The sequence below is a fragment of the Coleofasciculus sp. D1-CHI-01 genome (genome assembly GCF_040218875.1).
In the GTDB taxonomy this organism is placed as follows: Bacteria; Cyanobacteriota; Cyanobacteriia; order Cyanobacteriales; family Coleofasciculaceae; genus Coleofasciculus.
Map to the genome: position 1 here is coordinate 1 of NZ_JAVJQP010000145.1, position 14,941 is coordinate 14,941.

Genomic DNA, 14,941 nt, shown 5'->3' on the forward strand with positions numbered 1-14,941 from the left:
AACCCTTAAGTAGCAAAGGCTCTAACAGAATCAAAAGCCTGTTTTATTAGAATTGCTTTTTTTAATCTCCATGATTCTTGCGTAGCAAGGATTATGGAGATTATTTTTTAGTATTTTATCATAGCTAGTCTAAAAGAGCCGAAAATTTTTATCAGTCGTAAAGCTTGTAGGGGGTTAGACTTGCTTGCATCTCCTGGTTCTGTAATTGTCTGATCTTCCATATCAAATCATAGATTAGAGGGCTTTTTGCTGTTATTTATAAACTAGAATTTAACGGTGTCATGTCCAAAATGGACAGACTGAGTATTCATCGTCAAATCAGCCAATTACAGCTCTATTCCTTTCCTCAGGTTTTGATGTCATCTCTAGCAAATGCTGACCAAGACGGCGGGCGAGTGCCAGGATTGTAAATGTAGGGGAGTAGGAAGGTCCAGTGGGAAACACGGCTGAACTGGCTACATAGAGATTATCAGTCCCAAACACTCGACAGTTTAGGTCAACGACTCCCTCTTCGGGTCTACTCGCCATACGGGTAGTACCCATTTGGTGAGCAGCATCGGTCATGTTCTCTAAACTGGGCGGATCATTTCCAAAGTCAAAGGTTCCCAACCCAACGGCTACAAACCCCTGTGTTAAAAGTTCCAGAGTCTTCGCCATCGAACGCTGATCTTGGTCGGTGAAGCACCAATCAACCTCCAGCTTGCGCTGACCGAGTGGGTCAAGTTCGCTTCCCAGCTTAACGCGACTGCCTTTATGCGGAACCTGCTCAGTGACAAACTTAACTCGATAGGCGGAGACAATGCCGTTCCCATCTCGGCAAGCCGAACGACTCCAGAACCTTCGCCGCAGTCGCCCGATTCCCTTTGTATAGAGTGGTTTCAGATAGAGGACATGCTCAAGCAGCTCATGCTCTTGCTGAGTTGCATCATCTAGAGCAAAACAGATACAGAAACGTGGCTTGGGAGCGTATTGCAACTCGTGGGCATATTCTCGAACCAGATGACTGGGGCGTAGAGATCCGGTATGGTGTTTAGGATGGTCAGTATAAAAGCGACCGACGAGGTCATGCTCATTGCCGATTCCATGAGGAAGTTGGCGGTTAGAGGCGAGGAGGAGGCGTGCGGATTCAAAAGCACCAGTCGCCAGGATGATGACTTTACCTTCAACGATCAGTTCTCTGCCTTCAAGGGAACGACAAACAACAGCACTTACCCGTTGACAGGAAGCATCGAGTTTTAATTCAGTTGCAGTCGCACCTAAGATAACGTGTAAGTTGGGCGAGCGACGCATCTGTTCACCAAAGCGCACTGCTGTGCGTGTCGGTGTCTGCTCCCAATAGAAGCTGCTCATTTTTAAACCACCTGCGGCAATCTTGGCGCGAAGTTCTACAATTTCAGGACGAACGGCTTCTGCTTCCAAGTCCCCGAAACCATAATCTTTTGCGGCTGAGCGGTAGTGTTCCAAGAGATCAGTATAGCTGATGGGCCAACCGCTGTTAGCCACCCAAGGTCTACCCTCGAAATCAGAGGGTTGCAGATATTTCCATTTCCCTGTCCAAACGTTACTCGTGCCACCAAACTGACGCACGCGACTGACTCCGCGTAATTCAGGTGGAAGGTAGCGATGGTAATAAGAGTTGGGATTTAACTCGCGATGGCGTTTAGCCAGAAATGTTACATCATTTAATGCCTGAATCGAGGGATCGAACTGGTGGCGTCCACTTTCTAGAAGCACTACCTCTCGACCATGACGTGCTAGGTAGGTTGCCACCTCAGAGCCTGCAATCCCGGAACCAATCACAATCACCTGTGCTTGTAGTTTCGTTTGCTCACCCATTTCCAGGATATCGGTAATCATAAAACCTCCATTCTTTTTTCAATAAAAATTCGTTGCACAAAACGCTAAGAGAGACGCGATCGCGTCAAACAGGAACCTTTAGCGGATGAGTCAATCGAGCTAAACTCGTCCTAAGACTTAACCCTAAAATATGAGTCGGATGAAGTTCTAACGCCCAGATAAAATGGTTGAGCGCCGCTTTTTCTTGTCCCATTTCATAAGATGTCAACGCTTGCTGATAGACAAATTCAGAAAACATTTTGGGATGGGCTTTAAAGATATCATGATGTTTTTCAATCAGGCGATAAAAACTTTCTTGACGGAGGTTCGGGTCGCGAGACACTCTAGCCTGCTGATCCCGAAGTAGCTGGTAGGTAACAACGGGTAGACCGATAATTGTGCAAACCACATTAAGTCGTAAGAATAACTCCGTGTGGACGCGAGAGCGAAACGATTCGTCCCATCCGCCAATTTGATTAATCACTTCCCGCTCAACGACTAATGTTTGTTTAGTAGTATAGGTCTTACCGGGTTCCAGATTTTCTAGAGAGAAATGACACCCTTTGAGACGAATCGGTGGAGGTAGACGTTTGGTTAGGACGTCCCGATTTAAGTTAACCACCTCAATTCCGGAAATAACACCGACTGGAGATGGATGGGTTGTTTTGGTTAAAGCGTCGAGAGAAACTTCTACCATGTGCGGTAACAAACAATCATCATCGTCCAAATAAGTAATCCATTTTCCTCTAGCCATCTCAGTTCCCACATTCCGTGCGGCTGCACCTCCTCTAGAGGTTTTCAAGTTAATAATTTTTAGTCGAGGATCAGGGGATAACTCTACAGGCTTTAGAGAGCCATCATCGACAACGATCACTTCAATATCTGGTTGCGTTTGTGCTAATGCACTTTTTACAGCATAGGGAAGCAACTGGGGGCGATCGCGTGTGGGAATGACAATACTAACTAAGGGAGAACTCATAACAGCAGGGTTTAGTATTTAAAAAAAGTTTTAATTTTAACCAATTTATCGTCTCCTTTTTAGAGAATGCATAAATAAAGATATTTGGTTTTATCGGTGTTATTAATTGTTTGATTTTTGCTTTCACACTTGGCTTTTCCATTCCATATTGATTGCTAAAATTTTACCTTTAAGGGAATTTACTTTCGATACCTTACTTTTTGACTACTTGCCAAGTCCTCGGTTGATAAAATAAACATCGGCTTGTTGTTTTGCTGGGTTCTACAGCAAATCGAAATGATTTATATTTATCAAGAGACATCACTCCTCTTCTTATATAAACTTTAGCATTGTATTTTCCAGGTATTAAACCACAATAAGGCATTTGCATGTGAATTTCAACCTTGCCGGGATAAATTTCTAAACACTCATTATCAAGATCTGAAGTAATTGATAATACTCGTTGATCGCCACCCGATAATGATGTAATTACGATACCCACATTCACATTATCTAGAAACCGAGAAGCTTTGCAGGTCAAGCATAAATAAGCAGGCTCCCCTGTTCTGAGCGTTTCCAAAAGCTGATCCTGCTCATTTTTAAAACAAATCGAGATTATATCTAGTCCCAGACTTTTAGTTTCTGACTTTTCGGGTAAAACGATTAAGCCTGACATTGGACTCGTTCCGGCTAAACAAAGATCGGCTTCATAGTGCTGAATTACGGCTTCAGCTTCATCGCTACGAACCAGATTACCTCGTTTTAAATAAATAGCCGATTCGCAAACATTTAAAATATTATATGGATTATGAGAAACAAGTATGAAAGCCGTTCCATTTTCTTGCAACTGTGCCAAGCGATGATGGCATTTCATTTTAAATTGAATATCACCCACCGCTAGTACTTCGTCAATTAATAAAATTTCGGGTTCAATATGAATAGCACAGGCAAACCCTAATCGTGCTGCCATACCTGAACTATAGGTTTGCACAGGTGCATCAATAGCATCGTGAATCTCGGCAAATTCTACAACATCATCAAATTTTTCCTTAATTTCTTGAGTTGATAACCCCAAAATTGACATATTGGCATAAATATTTTCTCGTCCCGTTAGAATCGGATTAAATCCTGCACCAAGGGCAATCAGGGGTGCTACCCTACCCCTAACTCTTACCGAACCCGAATCGGGTTTAATTAAACCACTAATAATGCGAAGTAGTGTACTTTTTCCTGCACCATTAGCGCCGACTAAGCCCAGCGCCTCGCCTCGCCGTAGTTGAAAACTAACATTGTTTAACGCCCAAAACTCCTGGGTACGTAACACTTCACTCTTGCGCCGTCCCCCGACTAAATCGGTGGTAATATCTTGCACACCATAAAATAAAGAGCGCTTTAAGTCGCGACAAAACTTCTTAGAAACCCCATCTACAGAGATAACAACATTACTGTCGCCATGTTTATTGGCAATATCTTTATCAGTACTTTCACTAATTGTTCTATTCATTAAAAAATTACCAGATAATAAAATATGAGGGCTGGTTATGAGCTTACCCTTTCAATAACATACGGAAGCGCAATCCGGAAAGCAATCCAGGTGAGAAACAAACCAATCCAGGTCAAGACACTGACGACCCAAAAGCTGACGGGTTCGGAAATAATGCCAGTTGTGGCTAACTCTCGTGTGGTTACCAATAAGGGAGTAACCGGATTGAGTTGAACGAAAAAACCAAATAAGCCTGACTCAGGAACGGAATAGACAACTGGGGTGAGAAACAGCCAGAAGCCTGTCACCATTGTTAATCCCTTTTGCACATCTTGGTAAAGCACTCCTAAGGGAGACAGTAATGTCCCGACAAGAGTACCCAGCATAATTAAATGAATAAGAGCAACTGGAGCTATGATTAATGTCCAACCCACGGAAATGCGATACCAAATAAATAGCCCGATAATCAAAACCAATTTAATCATAAAGTTAAAGAAAACCTCTCCAACTTTAGCTAAGATAACCGCTTCACGGGGAAATTTTACACGGGCAAGCATTGGCTTTGCCTTGATTACCGCCTCGACTGGACCATTCAACGATTCAACAAAGGTTTGCCACAAGGCAGTACTGAACATGACATAGGCAGGATAAGGAAAATCGGTTTTACCGACATTGACAATGTTGGCTTCACTTGCCAGGGTAAATCCCACTGCCATGGCGATGGGAGGAATAAATGCCCAAGCAATTCCCAAGACTGACTGACGGTACTTAGCGCTGATATCCCGTACCATTAGCCGCCACGCTAACTCGCGAGAAGCCAGTAAGTCATACCACATCTGCCTAAACAGTTGTCGGGGATGTCTAAGTAAGCTTTCAGGAGTATAAGTTACATCAAGCAGTAATTTTTGTCTCCCTAATGTATTGGCTATTTTTGTCTTCCCGTTAGATAGGTTTTTCATTTCTATTTATCAAAAATATCTATCCAATGAATGATTTTATGTGGTATAATGCATTTCTAGTTGCTGAGGTTTTGAGCATTGATTTTAGGGATGGGTTGTGCCTTAGTAGGGGTTAGGGTAACGAAAAATCGGCGGTAATCCGGATTACTCAAATTTAAAATTTTCGGCTTTTGAATCGAACTGGGATGTTCTTTTTGACTGAATCATTTCCCAAAAGAAACCTGCCGCATTTGCCACCTGGGATACGAATAAGACGGCTGTTAGCACCAGTCCTTGTTTTCCCTGCCCATTTTCAAAGGGATAGCGGAGAAGATTAAGATAATAGTTCCCTTCAATCTGGAAATTTCCCCAGCCTTTCTCCGCCCTTGTCTGATGAAAGCGAAAGGCTCCCTGTCCGTAGCTAAAATGCTGCTTCCAGAAGCTCCGCAGCGTCATCGGATGAGCATGATAAATGACGACTTCAGGTGCATAGGTCATCTGATAGCCCTGATGCAACCAGCGATCGCACAATTCCCGATCTTCTGAGGTGGTGAAGCTTTCTTCAAACCCGCCCAGCTCCCGAAAGCGCTCGGCAGGCACAACCATGTTGTTGGAGGCAAAGAAGCGGGCTTGGTCAGCAATGGCGTTATAGTGTGCGTATACCACGCTGACGATATTTTGGCTTATGGTTGAGTAAACATTATTAGGTAGTGCATTCTGGGTCTGTCCACCTACAATCCGATCAGGCGTTGTCATAAAGCAGTGTTCCAAAACCTGTAACCAGTCCGCCGCCGGTTTACAGTCATCATCGGTGAAGGCAAGATATCTTCCACTTGCCTGTTGAGCCGCATGGTTACGTGCTGCTGCAGGACCTGCGTTGTTCTGTCGAATCAGCCTTAAGTTGAGTGAGTCTTTAAAGGGAGCCACCACTGTGTCCAGGGGGCTGTCACTGCCATCGTCAACCACAATCACTTCAAAGCGATCGCGTGGATAGTCAAGCTGAGTCAGAGATTCCAGGCAAGCCGTAAGTTGCTTTGGGCGATTATAGCTGGGGATAATGACTGAGAATAAAAACGGTTGTTTCATGTATCTACCTAGGTAGTAGTGAGTGGTTAGCGATTAGCCGGACTTGAGACTAAATTTTGACCAGGCGGAGTAGTCAACTGCTGCTGCCGTTTTTGTTCCTGGGCATGACGGGTGGTCAAATAGCGATTCAGGCGATGATCGAACCACATCAGCACCTTCTCTAACTTAGGGCTATAGAGTCCAAAGGTTAACCGGAAAATAATCGGAGCAACGATACTCATTTTGCGTCGCCAGCCCAGTTTTTTGTATTTAGTGGTAAAGTAACTATCTTCTGCTAAATTCCACTTTTCTCGCAGGCGGTTGAGACTCGCCAATGTCCAATCGTCACTCCAGCGCAGCATATAGTAATGCAAATCACTCCACTCCGAGGGAGAACCCGGTACGTAGGTAACCACACACGCTGGCTCAAAGTAGACGGAACCTCCAACGTCTCGCACACTCATACAAAAGTCTAAATGCTCTTTGGTATTCAGCATTTGCTCATCCAGTTGTCCAATTTTATCGAAGATGGATTTGCGGACGAGAACGCAATGAAATTCAGCCAATTCTGTTTCTTGGCGCTGTAGCTGCGACTGATTTTCTTTGACGGATTTGCCTTGGCTATACATTTTTTCACGCAGACGCCGTCGTCCAGTTTTATCAACCCAAATATGAGATTCGCCTCCAGCAAAGTGAATTTCTTCATGGAGGGGTTCGTATTGACACATCAGAGGTCCCACTACGGCTGCACCTGTCTCTTGGGCACAATTGATCAGCGCTTGCAGCCAACCGGCTGTGACAATTACGTCGTTGTCAACAAAGACAAGATAGGGTGTATCAACTTCTGCCAAGCCTATATTTCTGGCTTGATTGGGATAGAGATAGTAGTCTTTGCGAATCAGCGTGAACTGTTTTTCTGCGGCTTTTGTCTCTAAGTAGTGGCGAATATGAGCGGGTGAATTGCCATCAACATACACCAGTTTGAACGGGATCTGGGTATAGTCGTAAATGCTTTCGAGAGATCGAGGAGCGCAGCTAAATCGCTCACGCGGGACAACAACGATGGTGACAATGGGTTCGGTCATAATTCACTCCTATCTTGACTGAAATTATTGGTCTGATAAGCTTACTTTTTTGGGGTGATCAGGGATGGCTAGGTTCCATGAGGGCGGGTTGCGATCGCACGGCTAAATCATCTGTTTCTAAGAGTCGCTGATAAAGCTGCACCAGCTTGTCATTTAATTGATGAATATCATAGTGTTGCTCGACATAAGCGCGTCCCGCCTGTCCCATCTCTATCCAGCGCTCCGGGTGTTCAATCAAATATCCTAGCTTTTCGGCTAATGCTTCGGCATCACACTCAGGGACTAAAAAGCCAGAAACGCCATCTTCAACGAGTTCAGGGATACCACCATGATAGGTGCTAATTACTGGTAATCCCATTGCCATCGCTTCCTTGAGGACATTAATGGGTGCATCCTGATTCCCATCTTGAGCGGTGATGCTAGGAGCGATAAAGATGTGAGATTGTTCTAAAATTTCAATGATTTCTTGCTCGTTTTTCCAACCCACTAACTTGATGAATGATTCGGCATTAAGCTCTTGAATAACTGTTTGCAAGTGTTCCTTTAGGACACCATCTCCAATAATTTTGTATTCTAGTTTAGGATAAACCTGAGCCTGTTGAGCTACGGCACGGATGGCGTACTCAATTCCCTTCTTCTCCACCAAACGTCCTGTTGTAGCAATACGAATGATTCCGCCAGCGTTTAACTGACGGGGAATAAACTTAAATTTACGGCAATCTAAGCCAGAACGATGAACCGCCGTTTGTTCAGGATTGCCACCTAACTGAATCACGCGCTGCCGAAAAAACTCGCAGTTTGCCAGAAAAAAATCGCCGGATTTAAACATCTCATCATAGACGCGATCGCCCTGCTCTTGGACATATCGGCTAATATCATGACCTCGAAACATGACAATCAGCTTTGGCGTTGGCTGTAAAACATTTTTGAAAAACATTCCTCGATAGCCTTGCGTCCCAAATTGACAATGGATAATGTCATACGGTTGCTTATTGATCAAGGAGATGGCAGAATACATTAACCATAAACTAGCGGCTTGTAGTCCATATTGGCTAATATTTAGAGATTTCAGTAATAATCGAGGCGATTTACAAAAATTAACAACAAATAATCCGATACCCTTGAAAACCCGCCAAATCAGATTATCAGGAACTGGAATAAGCTGATAGGTTCGTTCTAATAATCGATACGTTTCGACATCGGGATGTACTTTTACGGTGTTTTCCAGATGATCGGCATAAATATCAACCTCATGACCTCGATCAATCAAGCCGGTGATCTGGTTTAAAATAAAAGTCTCTGAGAGAAGTGGGAATTGACAGACAATAAATGCGATTCTCATACCGATGCCATAATTCAGGGTTTCCAAGAGTTGAATATTTAGAATAGGCTTATCCCCCTGCTCAATACAACAATGACGAATTATCCCCGGTTAGGAACACCACCCAGTTTAAGGCGAATTTTTTCTAACGCGCTGATTGATCGAACGCCTAAAAATACCCAGCACACGGTAAATCGTTGATTCCAATTCGTCAAACGAGAATCGCGAAAGGCGCTAATAATAAAGTTAATCGGGGGAATCAAATCTTCGACTAGGAGTCGTGCAAACGTCTTATTGCGTTGGATAAAAGAATGCTCAGGTAGAATGAAACGGTTGTAAATTCCTCCGGCTAATCGTGCTGTACGGGTGTAAAGTTGCTTAAACGTGCGGCGAGCCGGATGTGCGACACACACATCATCAGCATAAACTTGCTGGTAACCCGCCGCATAAACTCGCTTTCCCCAATCGATATCACCATTAGATCGGAGGCTAGCATTAAACAGTCCCACCTGATCAAAGATGCGGCGAAACGTAAACAAATTAGCAGTTGCTGCTCCTTGATACTGTTCTAGAAGTCGCTGTTGAGGGAAAGCCGTAATACTCTCGTACAGCTCAACTGGAGTCGCTTGCTGGGGATCTTGAAAAAAGAGTTCCACACAACCCGCCACTAAGCCACAATTAGGTACATTCAGTAAACGATGGAGTCCTGATTCCAACCAATTTGCATCGGGAATACAGTCAGCATCGGTAAAAGCAATCACCTCACCTTTCGCCAAGGATATCCCTTTGTTCCGAGCCGCATAAGAACCCGGCGTGTTTTCATAAGCCGCAATCGCTTGACCAAATTGAGCAACTACCCCTTTAATATCTGCTGCTTCATCTGATGCATTATCGACAACAATCACTTCATATCCTGTTTTCGGATAAGTCTGATTTTCCAGAGCCTCTAAACAAAGTTTCAGACGCTCGGCGTCATTATAGACGGGAATGATGACGGACACAAATGGATGAGAATGAGATTCCATTTCCTTGGCGAGAAAGCGGTAATTTGTTATCAACGAACTCATTAGGGACAGGCGGTTTATAGTCTAGAAACCTGCGCCGGGGCGGGTTTAGTTGCATCTGGGAGCAACCGAAAAGATAGTAGTGAAACCCGCCCCTACACACTCAACACTTACCTCCCTTCGTTGCACCAGATGGCGTGAAAAGCAAGACACCCTACACCCCCTTGAATAACCCTCCAGACGCCTACCTGCTAATTTTTCATTGACACAGAAGCAGTTTATTTACTTTGCCACAAGCTCTCGCTGTGACTTTTTGGGCGACTCCTCTGTAGTAAACTCCTCGTGGTAAGATCGCTCCACATTGACATTCCACAAATCGTGATTTTCGCCGAGAATGTTTTTGACGGCTAGCATCGCTGTCAGCATGGAGTGGTCTTGATTGTTGTATCGATGCATACCGTTCCGACCCACGGTTTGCAGATTTTCAAAGGTCTGGATGTACTCTTGAATGACTTGAAGATGTTTACGGTATTCGCCGTCATAAACAGGGTAAGCTTTATGTTGACGGATAACCACGCCGTCTTCAACATCACCCTCGTTAACCCCTATATTTAGATTAATCGCCTCACGACTGGCTAACTCAATCAGTTCTACATCCGACAATTCCCAAAGTGGATCACCTTCGCTGCAAAAATATTCCATCCCCAAGCAGGTTTTACTCGGATCAGGCACCATTGCTGGACTCCAATTCTTGAAGTTTTGAATGCGTCCCACTTGGAATTCTGGGCTATGGATGTAAATCCAGTTGTCGGGAAATAGATCGGGCTGATTTACAATCAGTGAGACAATCAGAAAATCCCGATACTTGAGACCCTTTGCCGCTTCTAATACATGGTCAGGGGGCGGGGGGTCGAGTCGATACAGCAGGGCAGTTACAGGCATACTAGAAATGAAATGATCGCCTGTGAATTGGAGTGTTTCATCCCCTTGTTTTGCCGTGATGCTCTTAATTCGAGTCCCTTCCCGTTCGATGCGAGTCACGGTTGTATGCAGATGAACGGGAGCGCCTTGATTTTCTAGCTTTTCCTGACACCGTTCCCACATCATTCCCGGTCCTAAAACCGGATATTTAAATTCCTTAATTAAGCTTTTGGCATTTTGACTTTTGAAAACGGCATTGATCACCGCTCGTTTGAGAGACATGCCTTGAATACGCTGTGCTGCCCAGTCTGCGCGAATTTGGCTACAAGGAATCCCCCAAACTTTTTCGGTGTAAGTCTTGAAGAAGATTCTATAGAGGCGACGCCCAAAGCAGTCAATTACCCACTCCTCAAAAGTCTCAGGTTCAAAATCTGGGTTTAACTTAGCTCTGAGTTTTGCCCTTAAGTAACTCAATAGAATTAAGCAACTTTGGATGATGCCAAGATTGGATAGGGCGTTGAACAGAGACAGAGGATAGTTGTAAAACTTGCCCTGATAATAAATCCGGGACAGACGCGGGACTTGGATAAATTCGTCTTCTAGAATTTCGTACCAAAACTGATCGACTTCGCCCACCTTGGTGAAAAAGCGATGACCGCCAATGTCAAAGCGATAGTCTTTGTAGGTTTCGGTGCGGGAAATCCCACCCACTTTATCTGCTTTTTCCAGAACAATGGGTTTAATTCCCCGTTTGAGTAGTTCGTAACCCGCCGTCAAGCCAGCAGGACCGCCTCCAATAATTACCACTGGATGATGGGTCAAGGATTTGCCTCCTAATGCTTTATTATCTTCGAGATGTAGAGGACTAGAAAGAATTGCCAATTACCAAAGAAACGAGAATTGAGGCACCGACTAATTCACGAGAAATTGACGCAAAGATCCGTTTCTCAATCGCTAACAAGTCGCCCCAGGGTAATGTTTTCCAGGTTGGGATAGTTGGTTGATAAGTTTGCCAATGGTGACGAACCAGCCCGATCGCAAAGGCTAATCCGCTATAAAAATAGTATAGCCAGTGCCAGGGTACGGTTTGCAAGGCGAAGAGGAAACCGCGTTTTTGATAAAAGAATTGATAGACGGAGGCGTTGATTGCCAATAGCGCCAAACTCAATCCCGCGATGCCAACCCATGCAGCCGATACCCACCAAACGGCGATTAGTGCCGCTAATAAGGTATACACCAAGACTACACTGATGCGGTTGGATAGGTTGAGATTTAAGTCATTGACCATTTCGCGATCGCGTAATATGATCGCTGTCCAAGGGATTGCTCGATAAAATATATCCGCTCTCAGCAGGGAGTAGGTTCTCCAGCATTTCAGATGTTTGACTTGGATGGTTTTTCGTAAGCCAATTTGATACCCTTTGCTTTTCAGCCGATTGCCTAATTCAATATCTTCTACACAAGGGAGGCGATAACTCTCATCAAAGCCGCCAATTGCTAAGAAAATATCCCGCCGGATTGCACCACAGGCACCCCAGAAGGTTGAAGCGTCTTCTGATCCGGTTTGGTGGGTGTAGTGATGGAATAAATTTTTATACTGAGATAAGAAATTAGGTGCCCCCGGCTGATCATCGTAGGAGCCAATTAGGGCGGCGAGTTCAGTTTCCTGGTGGAAGGTTGTCGCGACTTTACCGATGGTGTTATCATGCACTTCGACATCGGCATCGACGAAGAAAAGAATATCACCACTGGCTGCTTTAGCGCCTAAGTTACGAGCTTTCGCTGGTCCGCCAGAAGTTGGAACTCGAATCACCTTAGCACCAAAATCTTGAGCTAACTGCCAAGAGCCGTCAGTATCGCCGTCAGCGACGACAATTACTTCCAAGGGCTGGGGTGAGGCTTGCGCCAAACTGACAAGGCAACGACGAAAGGCTTCACCACCGTTATACACAGGGATAATTACCGAAATTGTCGGTGCTGCGGTAGAATGTGTCATCTGGCTCCTAGTCATGGGGTTGTTGGGGCTAGCTTAATGGTTAGCTTTGCTGACAGCATCCATCTGGGGTCAGATAGACTGTTTTTCTGGTACTCGGGTCAAGTGATATACCAGAAATCCTCAAGATATACTTCTTAAATCTTAATCAAGCTTTAGGGTGAGCGATCGCTCTTATGGATTTTCTTTACGGAATCTTCACGAAATTCGCGTATTTGGGGTGATTGTATGAAGTTTTTGTGAAGGTTGCTCGAATGTAACGTCTGATACAGAAATAAAAATTAAAATAATTTATAAGACGGTTCAAAATAAACAATGAACCTTTGAGCAGAGGGCGACCCGATCCGATTCAATGGACTACCGTTGCGAATTAATGTAAGCGGGTCGCCCCTACATGACACAAGACGAATGACTAATGACCAATGACCGATGACATTTTACGCGATCGCCTGTCCAATCTTGTGGACTTTGATCAAACTCGTGGTTCCTGGCGTACCAATGGGAACACCGGAGGTAATCACCACCTTGTCTCCGTATTCGGCTAACTCCATCTCCACGGCTGCATTCACCACATTAGTTAACATCTGTTCAGCATTGTGTACCGGGGGAATCAGATAAGGTTGCACTCCCCAAGACAAAGCCAACTGACGATAGGTACTTTCTTCTGGCGTAAACGCAATAATTGGGGTTTTGGGGCGATACTTAGACACCAATCGGGCGGAACCGCCGGATGAGGTGTTGCACATAATTCCCCGTGCGCCTAATTGACTAGCAATATGACAAGCGGCTTCGGCTACAGATTCGGTGGTGCTAATACTGCAACTGGGAAACTCAGACGAGGGTTGCAATCCTTCGGCTAGGGCTTTTTCTGTCTGGATAGCTATATTGTTCATCATTTCCACGGCGGCGATGGGATATTCTCCCACGGCGGTTTCACCCGAAAGCATTACCGCATCCGTCCCATCTAAAATTGAGTTGGCGACATCTGTGGCTTCAGCGCGAGTTGGATCAGGAGCGTTGATCATTGACTCTAGCATCTGGGTGGCTGTAATCACAGGTTTACCTGCTTGGTTGCAGCGACGAGTAATTTCTTTTTGGATTAAGGGTACCCGATCCAATGGCGTCTCAACTCCCAAGTCACCGCGAGCAATCATAATTCCATCCGCAGTATGGAGGATTTCCTCTAAGTTTTCCACCGCTTCCCGTTTTTCAATTTTGGCAATCACACGGGTTTTAGCGCCTGCGGCTTCAATCATCCGCCGCACGGGTTCTAAATCACTGGCGCTTCTCACAAAAGACACCGCCACCCAGTCAATCCCCGATTGCAGTCCAAAACGTAAATCGGTCATGTCTTTTTCGGTGACGGAGGTAACGGGTAAATAGGTTTCAGGTAAGTTAACCCCCTTTTTGGAGGACAGGAGTCCACCAATTTTCACCAATGCGCGAATGCTATCTGTATCCCGTTCCGTGACTATCAGCTTGACTCGACCATCATTAATTGAAATCGGTTCACCCACGCGCACCATAGCAAACAGGGTGGGAATGGGCAAGGGAATCTCATCCGGATTGTTGCCTTCCTCGTTTAACACAAAGGTTACTTCATCACCCGTTTTCACCTTAATCCCATCGGGAGGCAGTTTTCCCAAACGAATTTTCGGTCCGCATAAATCTTGCAGCAGGGCGAGGGGTTTGCGATGTTGGCTACTAATTGCTCGGAGTTGCTGAATCGTCTGTCCGTGAAACTCATGGGAACCGTGGGAAAAGTTTAACCGTGACACATCCATCCCCGCTTCGATTAAGGCATCAAGGCGTTCAGGTGAGGCGGTAGCGGGTCCAATGGTACAGATAATTTTAGTGCGACGCATAAGATACTGGGTCATAACGGTAATAGAACAGATGTTCTCTCTAGCGTTTAATTTTCAGGGTCTACACACCCCTACCAATCGAACGTCCGCCTAACCGGATGATTTGTGATCCGGGATGGCGCGGGAGAACACCTGTCATGAAGAATAGATCAACTTTCTGGAAAAGGGGGTGATGGGGAGATGGGGTGATGGGGAGATGGGGAAGATGGGGAAGATAGGGAAGATGGGGGAGATGGGGGAAATGAGGGAGATGGGGGAGATGAGGGAGATGGGGGAAATGAGGGAGATGAGGGAGATCAGGGAGATGGGGGAAATGAGGGAGATGGGGGAAATGAGGGAGATGAGGGAGATGAGGGAGATGGGGGAGATGAGGGAGATGAGGGAGATGGGGGAGATGAGGGAGATGAGGGAGATGAGGGAGATGGGGGAGATGAGGGAGATGAGGGAGATGAGGGAGATGGGGGAGAATTTC

The 14,941-nt window shown here is 45.3% G+C and carries 12 protein-coding genes; 1 reads left to right on the forward strand and 11 read right to left on the reverse strand.

Annotated elements, in window-relative coordinates; all coding sequences use genetic code 11:
• Window positions 1-318: 318 nt before the first annotated feature.
• From RIB93_RS25480 to pyk, 11 genes are all read right to left on the reverse strand, one after another.
• Entirely contained in the window at window positions 319-1,857 is a 1,539-nt protein-coding gene (locus RIB93_RS25480) for a GMC oxidoreductase (RefSeq protein WP_446376910.1), read from the reverse strand.
• Between the two features lie 64 nt (window positions 1,858-1,921).
• Window positions 1,922-2,815, reverse strand: coding sequence for a glycosyltransferase family 2 protein (locus RIB93_RS25485; RefSeq protein WP_446376912.1), 894 nt, complete (start codon window positions 2,813-2,815; stop codon window positions 1,922-1,924).
• Between the two features lie 193 nt (window positions 2,816-3,008).
• A complete protein-coding gene (locus tag RIB93_RS25490) occupies window positions 3,009-4,298 on the reverse strand; it encodes an ABC transporter ATP-binding protein (RefSeq protein ID WP_446376914.1) in 1,290 nt (429 codons plus the stop codon).
• Window positions 4,299-4,333: 35 nt separating this feature from the next.
• Complete coding sequence (locus RIB93_RS25495; protein WP_446376916.1) at window positions 4,334-5,236, reverse strand: ABC transporter permease; 903 nt, start codon at window positions 5,234-5,236, stop codon at window positions 4,334-4,336.
• A 144-nt stretch (window positions 5,237-5,380) separates the two neighbouring features.
• Window positions 5,381-6,301 carry a glycosyltransferase gene (locus RIB93_RS25500; RefSeq protein ID WP_446376918.1) on the reverse strand — a complete coding sequence of 307 codons (921 nt, stop codon included), beginning with the start codon at window positions 6,299-6,301 and terminating at the stop codon, window positions 5,381-5,383.
• 26 nt (window positions 6,302-6,327) lie between these two features.
• Window positions 6,328-7,365: a glycosyltransferase family 2 protein gene (locus RIB93_RS25505; RefSeq protein WP_446376920.1), complete on the reverse strand. Its 1,038-nt coding sequence runs from the start codon at window positions 7,363-7,365 to the stop codon at window positions 6,328-6,330.
• A 58-nt stretch (window positions 7,366-7,423) separates the two neighbouring features.
• Entirely contained in the window at window positions 7,424-8,707 is a 1,284-nt protein-coding gene (locus RIB93_RS25510) for a glycosyltransferase (RefSeq protein ID WP_446376922.1), read from the reverse strand.
• 80 nt (window positions 8,708-8,787) lie between these two features.
• A complete protein-coding gene (locus tag RIB93_RS25515) occupies window positions 8,788-9,711 on the reverse strand; it encodes a glycosyltransferase (protein WP_446376928.1) in 924 nt (307 codons plus the stop codon).
• 261 nt (window positions 9,712-9,972) lie between these two features.
• A complete protein-coding gene (locus RIB93_RS25520) occupies window positions 9,973-11,433 on the reverse strand; it encodes an NAD(P)/FAD-dependent oxidoreductase (RefSeq protein WP_446376930.1) in 1,461 nt (486 codons plus the stop codon).
• 43 nt (window positions 11,434-11,476) lie between these two features.
• A complete protein-coding gene (locus tag RIB93_RS25525; protein WP_446376924.1) occupies window positions 11,477-12,607 on the reverse strand; it encodes a glycosyltransferase family 2 protein in 1,131 nt (376 codons plus the stop codon).
• 434 nt (window positions 12,608-13,041) lie between these two features.
• Window positions 13,042-14,469: a pyruvate kinase gene (pyk, locus tag RIB93_RS25530; RefSeq protein ID WP_446376932.1), complete on the reverse strand. Its 1,428-nt coding sequence runs from the start codon at window positions 14,467-14,469 to the stop codon at window positions 13,042-13,044.
• A 172-nt stretch (window positions 14,470-14,641) separates the two neighbouring features.
• Here pyk and RIB93_RS25535 point away from each other — a divergent pair.
• A partial coding sequence (locus RIB93_RS25535) for a hypothetical protein (protein WP_446376926.1) occupies window positions 14,642-14,941 on the forward strand: 300 nt, incomplete at its 3' end.

Bases quoted from the DNA above. Each gene is read 5' to 3' on its own strand.
- RIB93_RS25480 (WP_446376910.1), bottom strand. From the start codon at position 1,857: ATGATTACCGATATCCTGGAAATGGGTGAGCAAACGAAACTACAAGCA.
- RIB93_RS25485 (WP_446376912.1), bottom strand. From the start codon at position 2,815: ATGAGTTCTCCCTTAGTTAGTATTGTCATTCCCACACGCGATCGCCCC.
- RIB93_RS25490 (WP_446376914.1), bottom strand. From the start codon at position 4,298: ATGAATAGAACAATTAGTGAAAGTACTGATAAAGATATTGCCAATAAA.
- RIB93_RS25495 (WP_446376916.1), bottom strand. From the start codon at position 5,236: ATGAAAAACCTATCTAACGGGAAGACAAAAATAGCCAATACATTAGGG.
- RIB93_RS25500 (WP_446376918.1), bottom strand. From the start codon at position 6,301: ATGAAACAACCGTTTTTATTCTCAGTCATTATCCCCAGCTATAATCGC.
- RIB93_RS25505 (WP_446376920.1), bottom strand. From the start codon at position 7,365: ATGACCGAACCCATTGTCACCATCGTTGTTGTCCCGCGTGAGCGATTT.
- RIB93_RS25510 (WP_446376922.1), bottom strand. From the start codon at position 8,707: ATGAGAATCGCATTTATTGTCTGTCAATTCCCACTTCTCTCAGAGACT.
- RIB93_RS25515 (WP_446376928.1), bottom strand. From the start codon at position 9,711: ATGGAATCTCATTCTCATCCATTTGTGTCCGTCATCATTCCCGTCTAT.
- RIB93_RS25525 (WP_446376924.1), bottom strand. From the start codon at position 12,607: ATGACACATTCTACCGCAGCACCGACAATTTCGGTAATTATCCCTGTG.
- pyk (WP_446376932.1), bottom strand. From the start codon at position 14,469: ATGCGTCGCACTAAAATTATCTGTACCATTGGACCCGCTACCGCCTCA.